The sequence below is a fragment of the Actinotalea sp. genome, assembly GCF_041597215.1.
Taxonomy (GTDB): domain Bacteria; phylum Actinomycetota; class Actinomycetes; order Actinomycetales; family Cellulomonadaceae; genus Actinotalea.
Genome location: NZ_JBFHHB010000052.1, coordinates 1 through 15124 on the forward strand (window position 1 = coordinate 1; position 15124 = coordinate 15124).

The 15124-nt window shown below is 72.9% G+C and carries 16 protein-coding genes and 1 riboswitch; of the genes, 5 read left to right on the forward strand and 11 right to left on the reverse strand.

Features of this window, described 5'->3' with window-relative positions:
- Positions 1-46 precede the first annotated feature (46 nt).
- The 7 genes from ABWK99_RS05640 to ABWK99_RS05670 form a co-directional block, all read right to left on the reverse strand.
- Positions 47-835, reverse strand: a complete 789-nt coding sequence (locus ABWK99_RS05640) for a MerR family transcriptional regulator (protein WP_372593723.1) — start codon at positions 833-835, stop codon at positions 47-49.
- Positions 832-1299 carry an FHA domain-containing protein gene (locus ABWK99_RS05645; RefSeq protein ID WP_372593724.1) on the reverse strand — a complete coding sequence of 156 codons (468 nt, stop codon included), beginning with the start codon at positions 1297-1299 and terminating at the stop codon, positions 832-834. The genes ABWK99_RS05640 and ABWK99_RS05645 overlap by 4 nt, the downstream gene beginning before the upstream one ends.
- A 116-nt stretch (positions 1300-1415) precedes the next feature.
- Positions 1416-2207, reverse strand: coding sequence for a DUF881 domain-containing protein (locus ABWK99_RS05650; RefSeq protein ID WP_372593725.1), 792 nt, complete (start codon positions 2205-2207; stop codon positions 1416-1418).
- 3 nt (positions 2208-2210) lie between these two features.
- Positions 2211-2543, reverse strand: coding sequence for a small basic family protein (locus tag ABWK99_RS05655; RefSeq protein ID WP_372593726.1), 333 nt, complete (start codon positions 2541-2543; stop codon positions 2211-2213).
- On the reverse strand, positions 2540-3466 hold the full coding sequence (locus tag ABWK99_RS05660; protein ID WP_372593727.1) for a DUF881 domain-containing protein: 927 nt from the start codon (positions 3464-3466) through the stop codon (positions 2540-2542). The genes ABWK99_RS05655 and ABWK99_RS05660 overlap by 4 nt, the downstream gene beginning before the upstream one ends.
- The gene (locus ABWK99_RS05665; RefSeq protein ID WP_372593737.1) at positions 3463-4089 is read right to left on the reverse strand and encodes a CDP-alcohol phosphatidyltransferase family protein; all 627 of its coding nucleotides are present in this window, start codon (positions 4087-4089) and stop codon (positions 3463-3465) included. Before ABWK99_RS05665 ends, ABWK99_RS05660 begins: the two co-directional genes overlap by 4 nt.
- A gap of 40 nt (positions 4090-4129) precedes the next feature.
- Entirely contained in the window at positions 4130-5593 is a 1464-nt protein-coding gene (locus tag ABWK99_RS05670) for an RNB domain-containing ribonuclease (RefSeq protein ID WP_372593728.1), read from the reverse strand.
- Positions 5594-5628: 35 nt separating this feature from the next.
- Here ABWK99_RS05670 and ABWK99_RS05675 point away from each other — a divergent pair, with 35 nt between their 5' ends.
- From ABWK99_RS05675 to ABWK99_RS05685, 3 genes are read left to right on the forward strand one after another with little or no spacing between them, the layout of a single operon-like run.
- Entirely contained in the window at positions 5629-6219 is a 591-nt protein-coding gene (locus ABWK99_RS05675; RefSeq protein ID WP_372593729.1) for a DUF4126 domain-containing protein, read from the forward strand.
- Positions 6216-7244, forward strand: a complete 1029-nt coding sequence (locus tag ABWK99_RS05680; protein WP_372593730.1) for an LLM class F420-dependent oxidoreductase — start codon at positions 6216-6218, stop codon at positions 7242-7244. The genes ABWK99_RS05675 and ABWK99_RS05680 overlap by 4 nt, the downstream gene beginning before the upstream one ends.
- Positions 7241-8287, forward strand: coding sequence for an App1 family protein (locus tag ABWK99_RS05685; protein WP_372593731.1), 1047 nt, complete (start codon positions 7241-7243; stop codon positions 8285-8287). Before ABWK99_RS05680 ends, ABWK99_RS05685 begins: the two co-directional genes overlap by 4 nt.
- Before the next feature lie 30 nt (positions 8288-8317).
- On the opposite strand, the gene ABWK99_RS05690 is transcribed toward ABWK99_RS05685, so the two are convergent.
- Entirely contained in the window at positions 8318-9379 is a 1062-nt protein-coding gene (locus ABWK99_RS05690; RefSeq protein WP_372593732.1) for a low specificity L-threonine aldolase, read from the reverse strand.
- A gap of 81 nt (positions 9380-9460) precedes the next feature.
- Complete coding sequence (locus ABWK99_RS05695) at positions 9461-10759, reverse strand: DUF6421 family protein (protein ID WP_372593738.1); 1299 nt, start codon at positions 10757-10759, stop codon at positions 9461-9463.
- Between the two features lie 664 nt (positions 10760-11423).
- Between ABWK99_RS05695 and ABWK99_RS05700 the strand changes: the two genes are divergently transcribed.
- Positions 11424-13265, forward strand: coding sequence for a DEAD/DEAH box helicase (locus ABWK99_RS05700; protein WP_372593733.1), 1842 nt, complete (start codon positions 11424-11426; stop codon positions 13263-13265).
- Between the two features lie 57 nt (positions 13266-13322).
- Here ABWK99_RS05700 and ABWK99_RS05705 read toward each other — a convergent pair whose 3' ends face one another.
- Positions 13323-13946, reverse strand: coding sequence for a PilZ domain-containing protein (locus ABWK99_RS05705; protein ID WP_372593734.1), 624 nt, complete (start codon positions 13944-13946; stop codon positions 13323-13325).
- A gap of 48 nt (positions 13947-13994) precedes the next feature.
- Positions 13995-14540: a cob(I)yrinic acid a,c-diamide adenosyltransferase gene (locus ABWK99_RS05710; protein WP_372593735.1), complete on the reverse strand. Its 546-nt coding sequence runs from the start codon at positions 14538-14540 to the stop codon at positions 13995-13997.
- A gap of 178 nt (positions 14541-14718) precedes the next feature.
- Positions 14719-14788, forward strand: a riboswitch (cobalamin riboswitch).
- A 123-nt stretch (positions 14789-14911) separates the two neighbouring features.
- Between ABWK99_RS05710 and ABWK99_RS05715 the strand changes: the two genes are divergently transcribed.
- Positions 14912-15124, forward strand: a 213-nt coding sequence (locus ABWK99_RS05715) for a hypothetical protein (RefSeq protein ID WP_372593736.1), incomplete at its 3' end; no start/stop codon positions are given.

The following is a 15124-nucleotide window of genomic DNA, read 5'->3' on the forward strand; positions in this document are numbered from 1 at the left end:
CGACCAACGTACGACTCCTCGGCGGGCTGCGCCCACCACTCGAGGCTCAGGGAGCGAGCTCGACCACTCCCGCGCGCAGCAGCGCGGTGTGCAGTCGTGCGCACAGCTCGCCGACCTCTGCGGCAAGGGTCGCGGCATGCGCCTGCGCCGCGACGGCGCGCTGGGCTCGCACCGGGGCGACGATCTGCTCGACGACGTCGAGCTGGCGGTCGGCCGCCGCACGGAAGGCCCGGAGGTGACGCGGCTCGATCCCGTGCTCGGCGAGCGACGACGCCGCCCGGACGATCTCCACCGTCCACGGCTCGAGCAGTCCGGAGGCCCCCTGGCTGATCACGCCGGCCTCGATCAGCCCCGTCACGAGGGACTCGTCGGCGCCGGCCGCTCGGGCGAGGCTCGCCGCCGTGTGCCGGGCCGGGCGGAGCGGCGCCGGGGCTTCCCCGTCGCTCGTGGCCAGTCGCGGCTGGAGCGGCTCGAGGACCTCGCCGCGATCCAGGGCCGTGAGCTGCTCCCCGATGACCTTGAGCGGGAGGTACTTGTCGCGCTGCTCCCGCAGCACGTAGCGCACCCGTTCGACGTCCGCGAGGCTGTACTGCCGGTAGCCGCCCGGTGATCTCCGCGGCTCGACGAGACCCTGCTCCTCGAGGAATCGCAGCTTGGACGGTGTCAGGGCCGGGAAGTCGGTGCTCAGCGTGTCCAGCACGTCCGAGATCCGCATCGACGGCTCTCGGGAGACGCCGTGCGGCCACGGCTCGACCGCACGCGGCCGGGGTGGCGTGTCCTGGGGGTGTGCGGAGTCGGGCCGAGCCAGATGATCGGCCGAGGAGCCGCTGCTCACCGGCCCTCGTCGGCGGTGCCGACGGCGCGCGCGGGGCTCGGGTGGAAGGTCATCCGGAACTTGCCGATCTGGACCTCGTCGCCAGGGCGAAGGGTCGCCTGCTCGATCCGGGTGCGGTTGACGTAGGTGCCGTTGAGCGAGCCGACGTCGCGGACGACGAACCCGCCGCCGTCCCGGACGAACTCGACGTGCTTGCGCGAGACCGTCACGTCGTCGAGGAAGATGTCGGCGTCCGGGCTGCGGCCGGCGGTGGTGCGGTCGGCGTCCAGCAGGAAGCGAGCACCGGAGGACGGACCGCGCTGCATCAGGAGGAGGGCGGACGTCGCGGGGAGCGCGGCGACGGCGGCATGCTGCTCCGGGGAGAGCGCGACGACGACCTCGGCCTCGCCTGCGGCGTCGCCGAAACTGATGGTGGTCTCACCAGCGGCCCACCGCTGCGCGTCGGAGACCTCGTTCTCGCCCATCGCTCCTCCTCGTCGTCCAACTGTCCGGTGCACAGCCTATGCGCCCGGGAGGGTCCCGTCAGGCACCCGGTGCGGATCTCGGTCCGTCTGTCGTGCCGAGCGTGCTCCCGGCGTGCTCAGCTCGCGGTCGGGGACGGGACCGGGGTCGCGAACCGGGGGGTGCTCAACGTGCGCACGGAGTCGATCGTGAGGACGTCCCGTGCGGCGACGTCCGTGGTGGCGCCCACGTTGCGGATCGCCGCCATGGCTCCCCCGGGCATCTCCAGCGCGGTGCGCAGGGTGTCAGGGTCACCGATCGCGAGCCATCGGTAGGGCGCCGTCAGACTCACCCCGTCGACCTCGACACCGTCGACGGTGTCGAGGATGTAGGTCGAGGCCGTCACGCGTCGTCCGGACAGGTCGATGGCCTCCGCGCCCGCGTTGCGCAGGCTCTCGAGCACGTCGACGAGCTGGGCCGCCGTGAGCCGGGTGGAGCCTTCCCTCAAGGTCACGGCGACGCCAGGACCCTCGGCGGGGAGCCTGCCGGCGAGGATCCCCTGCGCCTCGGCCCGGGCCGCGGCGGCGATCTGCGCCGCCCGCTGGGTGGCGGTACCGGTGACGAGCTCTGCCCGCTGCGCGCGGAGCTCTGCCGCCTGCTCGTCGAGGTCGTCGGTGCGTTGGGTCACCTCGTCGAGGATCCGGACGAGCTCCTGCTGGCTCAGCCCCGACAGGTCCGTCGACTGGTTGAGCTTGACCTGCACGACGAGGGCGAACCCGAGGAGGGCGCACAGCACCCCGGCCAGGAACTGCGCCTTGGTGGGACGGAGCGCGAGGCCGCTGCGGAGGGTGGCCCACGCCGACGGCTCCGCGGCGAGGACCTCGTCCTCGCCGGTCGCCTGGCGCTCCGTCGGCTCGTCGGGCTGGGTCATGGGTCAGGCCTTGAGCAGGTGACGACGGATGGCAGCGGCGTTGGAGAAGATCCGGATCCCGAGCACGACGACGACGGCGGTCGAGAGCTGGCTCCCCACGCCCAGCTGGTCACCGAGGAACACGATGAGGGCGGCCACGACGACGTTGGAGAGGAAGGACACGAGGAAGACGCGGTCGTCGAAGGTCCTGTCGAGGAGCGCGCGCAGCCCGCCGAACAGCGCGTCGAGCGCCGCGACCACGGCGATCGGGAGGTACGGCTGCAGGAAGAGCGGGACCGTCGGCTCGAGGAAGAGCCCGGCGAGCGCACCCAGCAGCAGCCCGATCACAGCGATCATGAATCCTGTTCCTCCTGTCCAGCCCCTGACGATGTCACACTCTCCGGCACCTGGGCGTACCGCAACCGGGTGCTCCCCGCTCCGCTCAGTGAGAGCTCGTCCGCTGCGCTCGTGGCCACCGCGATGTCGAAGGCGGAACCGAGGAGGGTGAGGTGATCGGCGGCCGAGGTGCGCGCGAAGGCCGTCTGCATGGACCGGACGTCGCCGATGGCCTCGATCCGGTAAGGGCTCGACAGCGGGACGTCGTCCACCAGGATCGCGATGCTCACGTTGCGGATCGCGCTGAGCGCCGTGAGCCGCTGGCCGTTCACCGCGATGGCCTCGGCACCCGCGGCGAACAGGCCGTTGACCACGATCTGCACGTCGATGTCCTGGACCCGCTTCTCGGGGTCCACCTGACCCGTCGTGTCGGGTGGCGCGTCGGTGAGGACCACGACAAGGCCAGGGCCGGTCACCCCGACGGCCCCGGAGAGGAGCTCCGACAGGCGCAGGTCCTCGAACAGCTCCGGGTCGTTCTCCGCCAGCAGGTCGGCCTGGAGCGCGTCCACGTCGGCACTGAGCGCTGCGTTCTCCTTCGCCAGCGCGTCTGCCTGCTCCGTCCGCTCGCGGATCTGGTCGCTGAGCAGCAGCAGGGAGGAGGTGACGGCGGACTGCGGCGTCCGCAGGCTCACGATCGCACCGACCAGGACCAGACCGAGCACGAAGGCGATCACCATCTCCAGGCCCGAGCGGGTGAGCCGTTGCGGAGTCGTCTGAGGTGCATGCGGTCGGGCGGCGGCCTCGGCGTACTCAGGATCGGTCGGCCGCGCCATGAGGTCGTTCAGGAGGGCCATCGAGGCGTCGGGCCGACGCGCGCCTGCCGTCCCCGCGGGGGCGCGACCTCCGGGCAGGTCCTTCCCTGTCCGGTCCTCGCGTGAGGTCACGACGGAAGTCCCGGCACCTCGGTGTCCCCCTCGGGACCCTCCGCGAGCACGGAAGGGTCGCGCAGGGCGGTGACCGCCTGCCGCAGGTAGATCAGGGCAGCCAACCAGTACAGGCCGATCCCCCACCACGCGAAGGCCCAGCCGAGCACCCCGGCGACCGTCCCGACCGGTCCGCTCCACTGCGCGAGCAGGAGCAGGGGGAAGGCGTAGAGCAGCGCGAAGGTGGCCGCCTTGCCGACGAAGTGGACGGGCAGCGCTCCGACCCCCGAGCGCAGCAGCACCGCGAGCAGGGCGGCGAGCAGGACGTCACGACCGACGATGGCGGCGACGAGCCACCACGGGATGTCGTCACGCGCCGCGAGCACGACGAGCGTCACGAGGATGAAGAGCCGGTCGGCCGCGGGGTCGAGCAGCTCGCCGAGGCGACTCTGCTGGTGCAGGCCACGAGCGAGCACCCCGTCCAGCCAGTCCGAGGCCCCGGAGACCGCGAGCACGTACAGCGCTGCGAGGTCCTCGCCCTCCCATGCCAGCACGGCGAAGACCGGGACGAGCAGGAGTCGGATGAGGCTGATGACGTTGGGAAGCGTCAGGACCCGGTTGGGGTCGTCGGCGACGTCAGCCATCTCGGACCGCACCCCCCAGGACTCGCTCGGAACCATGATCCTACGGCGCCTGCGGTACCGAAGGTCCCGACCCCGGCGCGGCCGCGTCGACCGGGCTGAACCGGACCCGCCCGGCACTCGGGTCCGCCTCGATCAGCCGGACCCGGATGCGCTGTCCTGCCAGCCCGGAGCCGTCCGTGAGGCGCCCCACCACCGCGGGCCCGCTCACCTGCACGGTGCGGTCGTCGAGGACGACCGCGTCGAAGTCCTCCCCGATGTGCGGGGCCAGGACCGTGGCCTCGACCAGATCGGTGCAGGCCCGGTCCACCGACGAGGCACGGGCGGCACCCGTGGCCATCTCACCGCCCACGTCGGGGAGCGCGGCGAGGACCCACTCGGGGACCGGACGTCCCGCATGCGCCGCCAGCGCGATCTCCAGTCCGTACCGGTCCACCAGCCGTCGCAGGGGAGCCGTCACGTGCGCGTAGGGCGCGCCGACCGCACCGTGCACCGGGTCGTCCGGTCGCGTGCCGTCGAACGCCGTCCAGGCAGCGCCGCGGAAGAGGGTGGTCGCGGCGGCGAGGAAGGCAGCCGTGGAGGGAAGGCTGCGGTCCAGGCGGCGCAGCACGGCACCGTAGGGCTCGTCCTGCGGCCAGTCGACGCCGAGCGCCAGTCCCTGACGACGGAGCCGGGCGAGGTCGCGCGCCTGCGCGGCGGGCATGGTCCGCAGCAGACCGGTCCCGAGCTCGAGCATGAGAGCTGCGCCGGCCATCCCGGTGAGCAGCGAGATCTGGGCGTTGTGCTCCTCGATCGGCAGGGCCGAGGCCAGCGAGAGCTCCCAGTGGTCGTCGACGGGGACGACCTCCTGCTCGGGACGAGCGAGCGACACCCCTCCCCTGGACTCCTCGAGTCGCGCTCGCAGCGTGCCGATCTCGGCGAGCAGGTCGATGACCTCACCCGCCCGACCCTCGTCCAGGGCGCGCTGGGTCGCCGGGTAGGTGAGCTGGGCGCGGCTGCGCACCACCGCCCGCTCGACCTCGACATCCGTGGTGCGCCCCTCGGGGTCCAGGGCGATGCTCCACACGATCGCGGGACGCACCTGGTCCACGAGGAGCGAGGCGACGCCCTCGGACAGCAGCTCCGGGTGCAGGGGCACCCGGGTGTCGGGGCAGTAGACCGTGCTGGCCCGGGTGCGGGCCTCCCGGTCGATCGGACCGCCGGGCACGACGAAGTGGGCGACGTCGGCGATCGCGTACCGCACGAGGTAGCCCGAGCCGCGGCGCGAGAGGTGCATGGCCTGGTCGAGGTCGGTCGACCCCGGCGGGTCGAGGGTGAGGAAGGGCACGTCGCGCAGGTCCCGACGGTCATCCTGCGTGGCGCGCCCGGACACCCGGTCCGCCTCGGCCGCGACCGGCGCCGGGAAGCCGAGCGGGAGGTCGTGCTCCTGGCGGATCCGGGCGAAGCCTGCCCGCAGGGTCGCGCCGCGGCTCGGGTCGACACGCAGGCGACGACGCGGGCTCGGCATACGTCAAGGCTACGGGCAGGTGGAATGCTGGCGACATGCTCGAGCTCCTCACCGGGACCGGTCTGGCGACCGCCGCCGGGCTGAACGCCGCCCTCCCGCTGCTCGTCCTCGGTGTGCTGGACCGCTGGACTCCCCTCGTCTCGCTCCCGGAGGGCTGGTCCGTGATCTCCAGCCCGTGGGTGCTGGCCCTGCTCGCCCTCCTGCTGGTGCTGGATGTCGTCGCCGACAAGGTCCCCGGCTTCGATCATGCGAACGACGTCGTGCAGAGCCTGGTGCGCCCGGCCGCGGGTGGCGTGGTGTTCGGCGCAGGGACGGCCTCGGCGACGGCGGCGGTGCCCGACCCCGCAGCGATCTTCGCGGGGAACGGCTGGGCACCGGTCGCCATGGGTGCGCTGCTCGCGCTCGCCGTCCACCTGGTCAAGGCTCTTGCCCGGCCGATCGTCACGGCGAGCACAGCCGGGCTCGGGACCCCCGTGGTCAGCACGGCGGAGGACGTGACGAGCCTCGCCCTCAGCCTCAGCGCCGTGCTCGTCCCGGTCCTCGTGGCCGTCCTGCTCGGTGGCGTGGTCGCCGTCGTCGTCCGCTGGCGGCGACGTCACCGTCGATCGATGGAGGTCGCGCGATGAGACTGGGTGTCCATCTGGGCTACTGGGGTGCCGCGCGCCCGGCCGGCGCTCTCGAGACGATCCTCGAGGCCGAGCGGCTCGGTTACGACTCCGTCTGGACGGCCGAGGCCTACGGCTCCGACGCCTTCACCCCGTTGGCCTGGTGGGGAAGCCGGACCTCACGCATCCGGCTCGGCACGGCGATCGCGCAGCTCTCCGCCCGGGCCCCCACGGCGACCGCGATGGCGGCGCTGACCCTCGACCACCTCTCGGACGGACGGTTCACCCTCGGTCTGGGCGTCTCCGGGCCGCAGGTCGTCGAGGGCTGGTACGGGCAGCCCTACGCGCGACCGCTCGCGCGCACCCGTGAGTACGTGGACGTGGTCCGTCAGGTCCTGCGGCGGGAGGCGCCGGTCACCTCGCCCGGACCGGCGTACGCGCTGCCGCTGGGCGGCGGCACCGGTCTGGGCCGTGCGCTGCTGCCCACCGTGCACCCGCTGCGTGCCGACCTGCCCGTGCACCTCGCGGCGGAGGGCCCGAAGAACATCGCGCTGGCTGCCGAGCTCGCCGACGGCTGGCTGCCGCTCTTCTCCTCGCCGCGCTTCGACGCCGAGCACCGGGCGCTGCTGGCCGAGGGCTTCGCGAGGCGCGATCGCCGACTGCTCCCGGCCGAGGCCTTCGAGGTGAGCGCGACCGTCCCGGTGGTCGTGGACGACGACGTCGAACGTGCGGCGGACCGGGTGCGTCCCTTCGTGGCGCTCTACCTCGGCGGGATGGGCGCACCGGGCGCGAACTTCCACCGCGCAGCGGTCGAACGCCTCGGCTGGGTCGACCAGTGCGTGGAGATCGCCGGTCTGTGGGCCGAGGGGCGGCGCGAGGAGGCGGCGGCGGCGGTCCCGACCTCGCTGGTGCAGGACATCGCCCTGGTGGGGCCCGAGGAGGCGCTGCGCGACCGGCTGGCTGCATGGGAGGAGACGGCGGTGACCTCGATCCTCGTCCAGGGCGACAGGCGCGCGCTGCGGACGATGGCGGAGCTCGTCCTGTGACGGCGGACCCGCGCCCTCCGCACTGGGCCGCCCGCCTCGAGCGCCGGCTCACCTCGGTGATCGCGCGGCGCCTGCGGCGCAAGGGGTGGAGCGCAGGAGTCGAGCCCTTCACGGGCTACGGCACCGACGGGTGGGTCCGTGTGCTGGGCCGCGCCGTCCTGGTCCCGACGGACCTCGCGCGGTCCTCTGTCGAGCAGCCGGCCGCCCCGCGGGCGGTCAGGGGTTGGCGGTCCTTCCTCGTCGTGCCGCTCCCCGGGGCGAGGGTCGACGTCGTGATCGACGGCGTACGGCACGGCGTCGAGGCGGACGACCGGGGCTACGTGGACGTGCGACTGCCTGCCGACCTGGAGCCGGGCTGGCGGCAGGTGCGCTTCGAGATCGACGAGGACTCCGTCGCGACCCGGGTGCTGGTCGTCGGTCCGGAGCCCGCGATGGCCCTGCTGAGCGACGTGGACGACACCGTCATGGTGACCTCTCTGCCACGCCCGATCCTGGCGGCCTGGAACGCTCTGGTCCTGCACGAGAACGCCCGACGGGCCGTTCCCGGGATGGGTGAGCTCTACGCGCGCTGGACCGCCGCCTACCCCGACGGCCCGGTGTTCTACCTCTCCACGGGCGCATGGGACGTCGCTCCGGCGCTGCGCCGCTTCCTGCGCCACCACGGCTTCCCGCCCGGGCCCCTGCTGCTCACCGACTGGCGGCCCACCCGACAGGGGTGGTTCCGCACCGGGCAGGCGCACAAGCAGAGCAGCCTGCGCCGGCTCATGGCCGAGCTCCCCCAGCTGACCTGGGCCCTGGTCGGCGACGACGGCCAGCATGATCCGCAGCGGTACGCGGAGGCGGTGGCCGAGCACCCGGGACGCGTCGCCGTCGTCGCGATCCGTCGCCTGTCCGCCGCCGAGCAGGTCCTCTCGCACGGGCTCCCGCTGCCGCTTCCGCAGGATGCCGATGTCTCTGGGCTGCGGGTCGTGCACGGGGACGACGGCCACGAGCTGACCCTGCGACTGATCGACGCTGGTCTGCTGCCTCCCGCGCACCTGTGACGAGGGGCGGCGTGGCCCGCGGCGGGGCGGTCAGGCCGTGACGGTCTCCCCCGCGAGGAGGCCGGCCAGGGTGGAGACGAAGGCGTCGACGTCCTCGGGGCTCGTGTCGAAGGCGCACATCCAGCGCACCTCGCGGGTCGCCTGGTCCCAGTCGTAGAACCGGAACGACTCACGCAACCGGTCGGCGACGCCCTCGGGCAGCACGGCGAACACCGCGTTCGACTCGACCGGCCGGACCACCCGCACCCCTGGCAGGTCGACGACGGCGTCCCGCAGGCGTCGAGCCATCGCATTGGCGTGGCCCGCCGAGCGCAACCACAGGTCGCCCTCGAGGAGGGCGAGGAGCTGGGCCGAGACGAACCGCATCTTCGAGGCGAGCTGCATGTCCGTCTTGCGCAGGAAGGTCAGTCCTTCCGCCGCACCCGGATCGAGCACGACGACGGCCTCGGCGGCAAGGGCCCCGTTCTTCGTCCCGCCGAACGAGACCACGTCGACCCCGACGTCGCTCGTGAAGGCACGGACCGGAAGCCCCAGGTGCGCGGCGGCGTTGGCGAGCCGAGCGCCGTCCAGGTGCACCCGCATCCCCAAGGAGTGCGCGTGCTCGGTCAGCGCCGCGATCTGCTCGGGGGTGTAGCAGGTGCCGAGCTCGGTGGTCTGGGTGATCGTGACCACGAGCGGCTGGGCGCGGTGCTCGTCGCCCCAGCCCCACGCCTCGGAGTCGAGCAGCGCGGGCGTCAGCCTGCCGTCCGGGGTCGGCACGGGGAGGAGCTTGACGCCGCCGACCTTCTCCGGAGCGCCGCCCTCGTCGCAGTTCACGTGCGCGGTGGCCGCGCAGACGGCCGCTCCCCAGCGCGGGAGCATCGACTGCAGCGCGAGGACGTTGGCACCGGTGCCGTTGAGCACCGGGTAGACGTCGACGGGCCGACCGAAGTGTCCGGCCATCACCTCGGTCAGACGCGCGGTGTACGCATCCTCCCCGTAGGAGATCTGGTGCCCACCGTTGGCGTCGGCCAGAGCGGCGAGCACCTCGGGGTGGACCCCGGCGTAGTTGTCGGAGGCGAATCCGCGGACGGAGGTGTCATGCAGTCTCACGCGGTCGATCCTCTCACCGTCCGCCGGGTGCGGCGGACGGCCGCCGCCGGGGACCGGCCGGCAGCGGCGGTGTTCCCGGCGTCATCCGGTGATCCCCGCGGTCGACGCGACGACGTCGGAGATCCGGCGCTCGAGGGCCTCGTAGAACATCGACAGCGGGAACTCGTCGGGGAGCACGGCATCGGTCAGCCCCTTGAGCGGGCCCGTCAGGGGAAGGGCCTGCGGCCCCTGGGCCCAGGTCGAGGCCGGGTGCGGGGTGAGCACCCCGGAGACGAGCGCGTAGGCGGCGAGCCAGTGCGCGATCTTGGGGCGGTCGATCGATCGCCAGTAGAGGTCCTCGACCTCCTCCGCCAGGGCGAGGACCGCCGGTGCGACCCCTTCCCAGTCGATGGCGAGGCGGTTGTCCGTCCAGTGCAGGACGCCGCGCTGGTGGAGCCAGGCGAACAGGAGCTGACCGCCGAGGCCGTCGTAGTTGCGCACCCGCGAACCGGTCAGCGGGAACCGGAAGATCCGGTCGAAGAGCACCGCGTACTGCACCAGGCGTCCGTGCGGCTCCCCCGCCTGCTCGAGGGCGACCGACTCCTTGAACGCCGTCAGGTCGCAGCGCAGCTCCTCGAGGGAGTACAGGAAGTACGGCATCCGCTGCTTGATCATGAAGGGGTCGAACGGCAGGTCGCCCCGCATGTGCGTGCGGTCGTGGATGAGGTCCCACAGGACGAAGGTCTCCTCGGCGAGCGACTGGTCGGCGAGGAGCCGTGCCGCGTCGGGCGGGAGGGCGAGACCTGTCGTCTCGGCCGCAGCGGAGACCACTGCACGGAACCTGGCCGCCTCACGGTCGGCGAAGATCGCTCCCCAGGTGAACGCCGGGATCGCCCGCATCGCGACGGTCTCGGGGAACAGCACGGCCGAGTTCGTGTCGTAGCCGGCGGTGAACGCGACGAAGCGGATCGGGACGAAGAGCCGGTTGGTGTACGGGCCGGCTTCGAGCTCCCGCACGAACTCCGGCCAGATGACCTCGACGATGACCGCCTCGAGGTGGCGGTCCGGGCTGCCGTTCTGGGTGACCATCGGGAACACGACGAGGTGTCGCAGCCCGTCGACCCGCTGGGAGGCCGGGGCGAACGCGACGAGGGAGTCGAGGAAGTCGGGAACGCCCACCCCCTGGGCCGCCCACCTCTCGAGGTCGACCTGCACGGCCTCGAGGTAGGCGGAGTCGTGCGGGAAGTGGCCGGCGAGCCGGGCGACGCACGAGGCGACCTGGCGCACCAGTGCCGCGGCGCGCTCGGCGTCCTCGGCCGTGACGGATCCGTCCTTGGCCTGCATCGGCTGGAGCTCCGCCACGGAGGCCGTGAGCTCGATCCACGCCGGGTCCGCCGCCATCGGGTCGACCTCGGAGCGGCGGTCGGCGGGCTGGGGCGCCGGCGCGAGCCAGGACACCAGGTTGCGCTCGAGCTCGGCCGGCTCGGCGAGGTCGACCGCCACGACCGCGACCCGGCGACCGTCGGCCGTGCCGACCGCCGCCACGACGCTCCCGTCCCCGGCGCGCAGCAGGGGCCATGCCCCGTCGAGCTCGAGCACGGCACCCGCGGTCCCCGAGGGATCGACGACCCGCGCCAGCAGGTCCTGGGAGATGCCGGCCGCGAGTCCCTCGCGGTCGAGGAGCAGCGGTCCGGGGCGAGGTGCGACGACGGACACGGTCATCCCTGCGGAGGTGGCAAGCGCCCTGGCGCTCTCGCTCCACGGGCCGGCGCCGAGGATGAGGACACCGGGGAGCTCGCCGCCACTCGGCTCCTCCTGCGGGAGCGGGAGGTCGTCTCCTGGGGCCAGGACCAGCACCTGCGTGTCGATTCCGGACGTGCCGGGGCCGGCCGTCATGGGGGAACGAGCCATCGGGATTCTCCTGACCGAGACCGTAAGTTACTGAACGGTACGATCGCGCCAGAGGCCCGTCAATGGTCCCGGACGGCCTCGGCGGTTAGACTTCGACGGTCGGCGCCACGCGACCGACCGGCGCCACAGCGCCCTCCCCGAGCGACAGGACCCCATGCCCTCCGACGGCAACCCCACCGACGCGCCCAGCAGCACCCCCGACCACGCCGAGCGCGGGACCGCGGAATCACTCGACCTCGTCGACCTCGGACTTCCCACCGCGCTCGTCGATGCCGTCCTCGACCTCGGGTTCGTGCGTCCCACGCCGATCCAGGCGCAGGCCATCCCTGCCCTGCTCTCGGGCAGCGACCTGCTCGGCGTGGCGCAGACCGGCACGGGGAAGACCGCGGCCTTCGGCCTTCCGCTCCTCGCCGCCGTCGACCCCGACCTCCGCCGCGTGCAGGGCATCGTGCTCGTGCCCACCCGTGAGCTCGCCCTCCAGGTCGCCGACGCGATCTCGGGCTACGCGAAGCGCGTGGCGGTCGAGGTGGTCGCGGTGTACGGCGGCGCACCCTTCCTCCCGCAACGGCGGGCGATCGCCGACGGGGCACAGGTCGTCGTCGGCACCCCCGGCCGCGTGATCGACCACCTCTCCCGCAACTCCCTCGACCTGGGGTCGTTGCGGATGCTCGTCCTGGACGAGGCGGACGAGATGCTGCGCATGGGCTTCGCCGAGGACGTCGAGACGATCATGACGTCGACGCCTCCCGGCCGTCAGGTCGCCCTGTTCTCCGCCACGATGCCTCCGGGGATCGCGCGGGTCGCGTCCACCCACCTGCGCAACCCCGTGCGGATCCAGGTCTCGCGTCCCGCCTCGACGGTCGCCAGCGTGCGGCAGACGTACGCCGTCGTGCCCTTCCGGCACAAGGTCGGTGCGCTCGCGCGGGTCCTGGCGACCTCCGACGCCGACGCGGCGATCGTCTTCACCCGTACGAGGAGCTCAGCGGAGGAGGTCGGGGCCGCGCTCGTGGCCCGCGGTGTCCCCGCGGCGACGATCTCCGGTGACGTCGCACAGAAGGACCGGGAGCGGATCGTCGAGCGGCTGCGCGAGGGCAGCCTCGACGTCCTGGTCGCGACCGATGTCGCCGCCCGTGGCCTGGACGTGGACCGGATCGGCCTCGTCGTGAACTTCGACGTGCCGACGGAGCCCGACGCCTACGTCCACCGCATCGGTCGCACCGGCCGTGCGGGCCGGACGGGCGTCTCGCTCACCTTCGTCACCCCGAACGAGCAGAACCGCTTGCGGGCGATCGAGCGCGCGACACGCCAGCGTCTCGAGGAGGCGCCCATCCCCTCCCCCGCCGACGTGTCGGCGCACCGGGTCGCTGCGCTGCTGCGCCGTGTCCCTGACCGCGTGACCGCCGGCCGGCTCGACATGTACCGCACGGCGATCGCCACCGCGGTGGAGCAGGGAGCCGAGCTCGTCGATCTCGCCGCCGCACTCGCTGCGATGTCGGTCGGCGACGACGGGCCGGGCTCGCGCACGGACGAGGTCGTCGAGCCGAGCCCGATCCAGGCACGGCGTGGCGCGGGGACCGACGAGGACGGACGGGTGTCCTTCACCTCCGAGGAGCGCGCGCGGACCGCCGCACGCCGCCCGGTCACCGGGACGCGCTACCGCGTCGCGGTCGGGTCGACGCACGGCGCACGGCCCGAGGCCATCGTCGGCGCGATCACCGGTGAGGGCGGACTGCGAGGCAAGGACCTCGGACGGATCGACATCTTCGCGACGTTCAGCCTGATCGAGATCTCGGCTGAGCTCAGCCCCGAGGCCTTCCGTCGGATCGGCGGAGCGAAGGTGGGCGGTAGGCCGCTCCGGATCGCCGTGGACACCGGCCCCCGCGGGCGTTCGGCTGCACGGTCGACGGCGCATCCCGGTACGCACCACGCCGGGCCCCGTACCCCGCACCGCTCCGGCGAGGTCAAGGGCCAGCGCCGGGAACGCCCGCAGGGCTGACCCGCCCGCGCTGCTCGCTCCGGGAGGCTCCGCTCCTGGAGGCCCCGCTCCTTGGGCTCAGCGCCGCTCGGCCCGCTGGGCGAGCTCTCGGCGCTGCTGCTCGAGCACGTAGCGGAAGAGCGCGTCGCGGTCCCGCTCGCTCACGTCGAGGATGCGGCAGCCGTAGGTCAGTGCTCCGCGGACCTCGGAACGGCGCACGACCTCCAGCACGACCTCCAGCGAGCGGTCGTTCAGCGGGACGGCCGTCCGCAGCCGGTGGCCGACCTCGATCTCCTCGGTCGTGCGGAGCTTCATGCCGTCGGCCGAGAGATCGTCGACATGCACCCGCAGGGGCGGGTCCAGGACCGTCTCCTTGCCGGCCGACAGCACGCTGTCGAGCAGGATGTCCATCTGCGTGGGGACCCGCAACGAGGCCCGGTGCTGCACCGCCTCGCGCAGGGTCAGCCGACGCAGGGCGATCGCCCCCCGGTCGCTCGACTCCACGACGGCGTCGAAGGTCAGGACGCCACGATCGGTGCTGAAGACCTCCAGCACGGCGGCGTCGCCCGGGTCGAGCCACACGCCGGTGAAGGTCTGCGCCGTCATGATGAGGCGGGCGTCGGCATGCTCTCGGACGGATCCTCGTGCGAGGAGCTCACCGGTGACGGCATGGATGGCACAGGCGTCGGACTCGAATGCCATGGCCTCCCCCTTCCTCGTGGCTTCACCGACCTTATCGGCAGCTCCCGGTCAGTCGTGACTCGCCGGCTCGAGATCATCCGCTGCATGTCGCGCCAGGACGAACAGCAGGTCGGACAGGCGGTTGAGGTAGCGCAGGGCGAGCGGGCTGACCGGCTGGGCGTTCTGCTCGGCGGCGACGACATGACGTTCGGCCCGGCGCACGACGGTCCGGGCCAGGTCGAGCGCAGCCGAGGTGGGATCGGCGCCGGGGACGATGAAGACGGGACGCAGCGGACGCTCGGCGACCAGTCGGTCGATGAGCTCCTCGAGACGCTCGACCATCCCGGTGGTCACCAGGGACACCTCCGGGACCAGCCGGTCGCGGTGCTCGGGGTTCGTTGCGAGGTCGGCGCCCACGACGAAGAGCTCGCGTTGCCGCTCGAAGACGAGGCCGGCGAGAGCGGCGTCCGCGCATCCGGCCCGGACGACGGCGAGGACCGCGACGGCCTCGTCGACATCCCCGCTCGCCTCGACGAGAAGGTCCGCCTTGGAGACCCGTCCACCGAGGAAGCGTCCCGTCGTCCCGTCGTCGCCCGTCTTCGTATAGACCTTCACCGTCCGGCTCCCGCTCACTCGCCTCCGGCGCGCGGCAGCGCGACCGGGCGCAAGCCTGCCACGCGTCGACGAGGAGGGCGCGGGGTGGACCGGGCTCGCGGGATGGACGGATCCGCTGCTCCCTTCTCGACGCGCTACGGTGGGCGGGCCACGTCGTGGCAACGTCCTGCAGGTCCAGGGGAAGCCGGTCGAACTCCGGCGCTGTCCCGCAACCGTGGGTCGGGCGATGCCCGACGAGCCGGAGCACCTGGGTGGGACGAGAGGCTCCTACCGTCGAGGCATACGGGACGGAGCCCGGGTCGCTCCCGAAGGTCGCCGCACGGCGCGCGGGTGGGCACGGGTCCGTCACGGACCACTCAGGAAGAGACACCGTGCATCTGACCCGCAAGTTCACCCTCACCTTCGCGACACTGCTCGCCCTCTCCGGCGTCGCGGCCCCTGCCGCCGCTGCCGAGGGCGCGTGCACGGACGCCGACGGTGTGACCGTCGTCGTCGACTTCACCGACCTGGGCGGAGAGGTCGAGATCGGCTGCGCGACCGCTCCCGCCACCGGCACCGAGGCCCTCCAGGAGGCCGGCTTCGTC

Excerpts from the sequence above, each read along its gene's own strand:
- ABWK99_RS05670 (WP_372593728.1), bottom strand. The coding sequence starts at position 5,593 with ATGCCGAGCCCGCGTCGTCGCCTGCGTGTCGACCCGAGCCGCGGCGCG.
- ABWK99_RS05665 (WP_372593737.1), bottom strand. The coding sequence starts at position 4,089 with ATGGCTGACGTCGCCGACGACCCCAACCGGGTCCTGACGCTTCCCAAC.
- ABWK99_RS05680 (WP_372593730.1), top strand. The coding sequence starts at position 6,216 with ATGAGACTGGGTGTCCATCTGGGCTACTGGGGTGCCGCGCGCCCGGCC.
- ABWK99_RS05705 (WP_372593734.1), bottom strand. The coding sequence starts at position 13,946 with ATGGCATTCGAGTCCGACGCCTGTGCCATCCATGCCGTCACCGGTGAG.
- ABWK99_RS05655 (WP_372593726.1), bottom strand. The coding sequence starts at position 2,543 with ATGATCGCTGTGATCGGGCTGCTGCTGGGTGCGCTCGCCGGGCTCTTC.
- ABWK99_RS05675 (WP_372593729.1), top strand. The coding sequence starts at position 5,629 with ATGCTCGAGCTCCTCACCGGGACCGGTCTGGCGACCGCCGCCGGGCTG.
- ABWK99_RS05700 (WP_372593733.1), top strand. The coding sequence starts at position 11,424 with ATGCCCTCCGACGGCAACCCCACCGACGCGCCCAGCAGCACCCCCGAC.
- ABWK99_RS05650 (WP_372593725.1), bottom strand. The coding sequence starts at position 2,207 with ATGACCCAGCCCGACGAGCCGACGGAGCGCCAGGCGACCGGCGAGGAC.
- ABWK99_RS05645 (WP_372593724.1), bottom strand. The coding sequence starts at position 1,299 with ATGGGCGAGAACGAGGTCTCCGACGCGCAGCGGTGGGCCGCTGGTGAG.
- ABWK99_RS05695 (WP_372593738.1), bottom strand. The coding sequence starts at position 10,759 with ATGGCGGCGGACCCGGCGTGGATCGAGCTCACGGCCTCCGTGGCGGAG.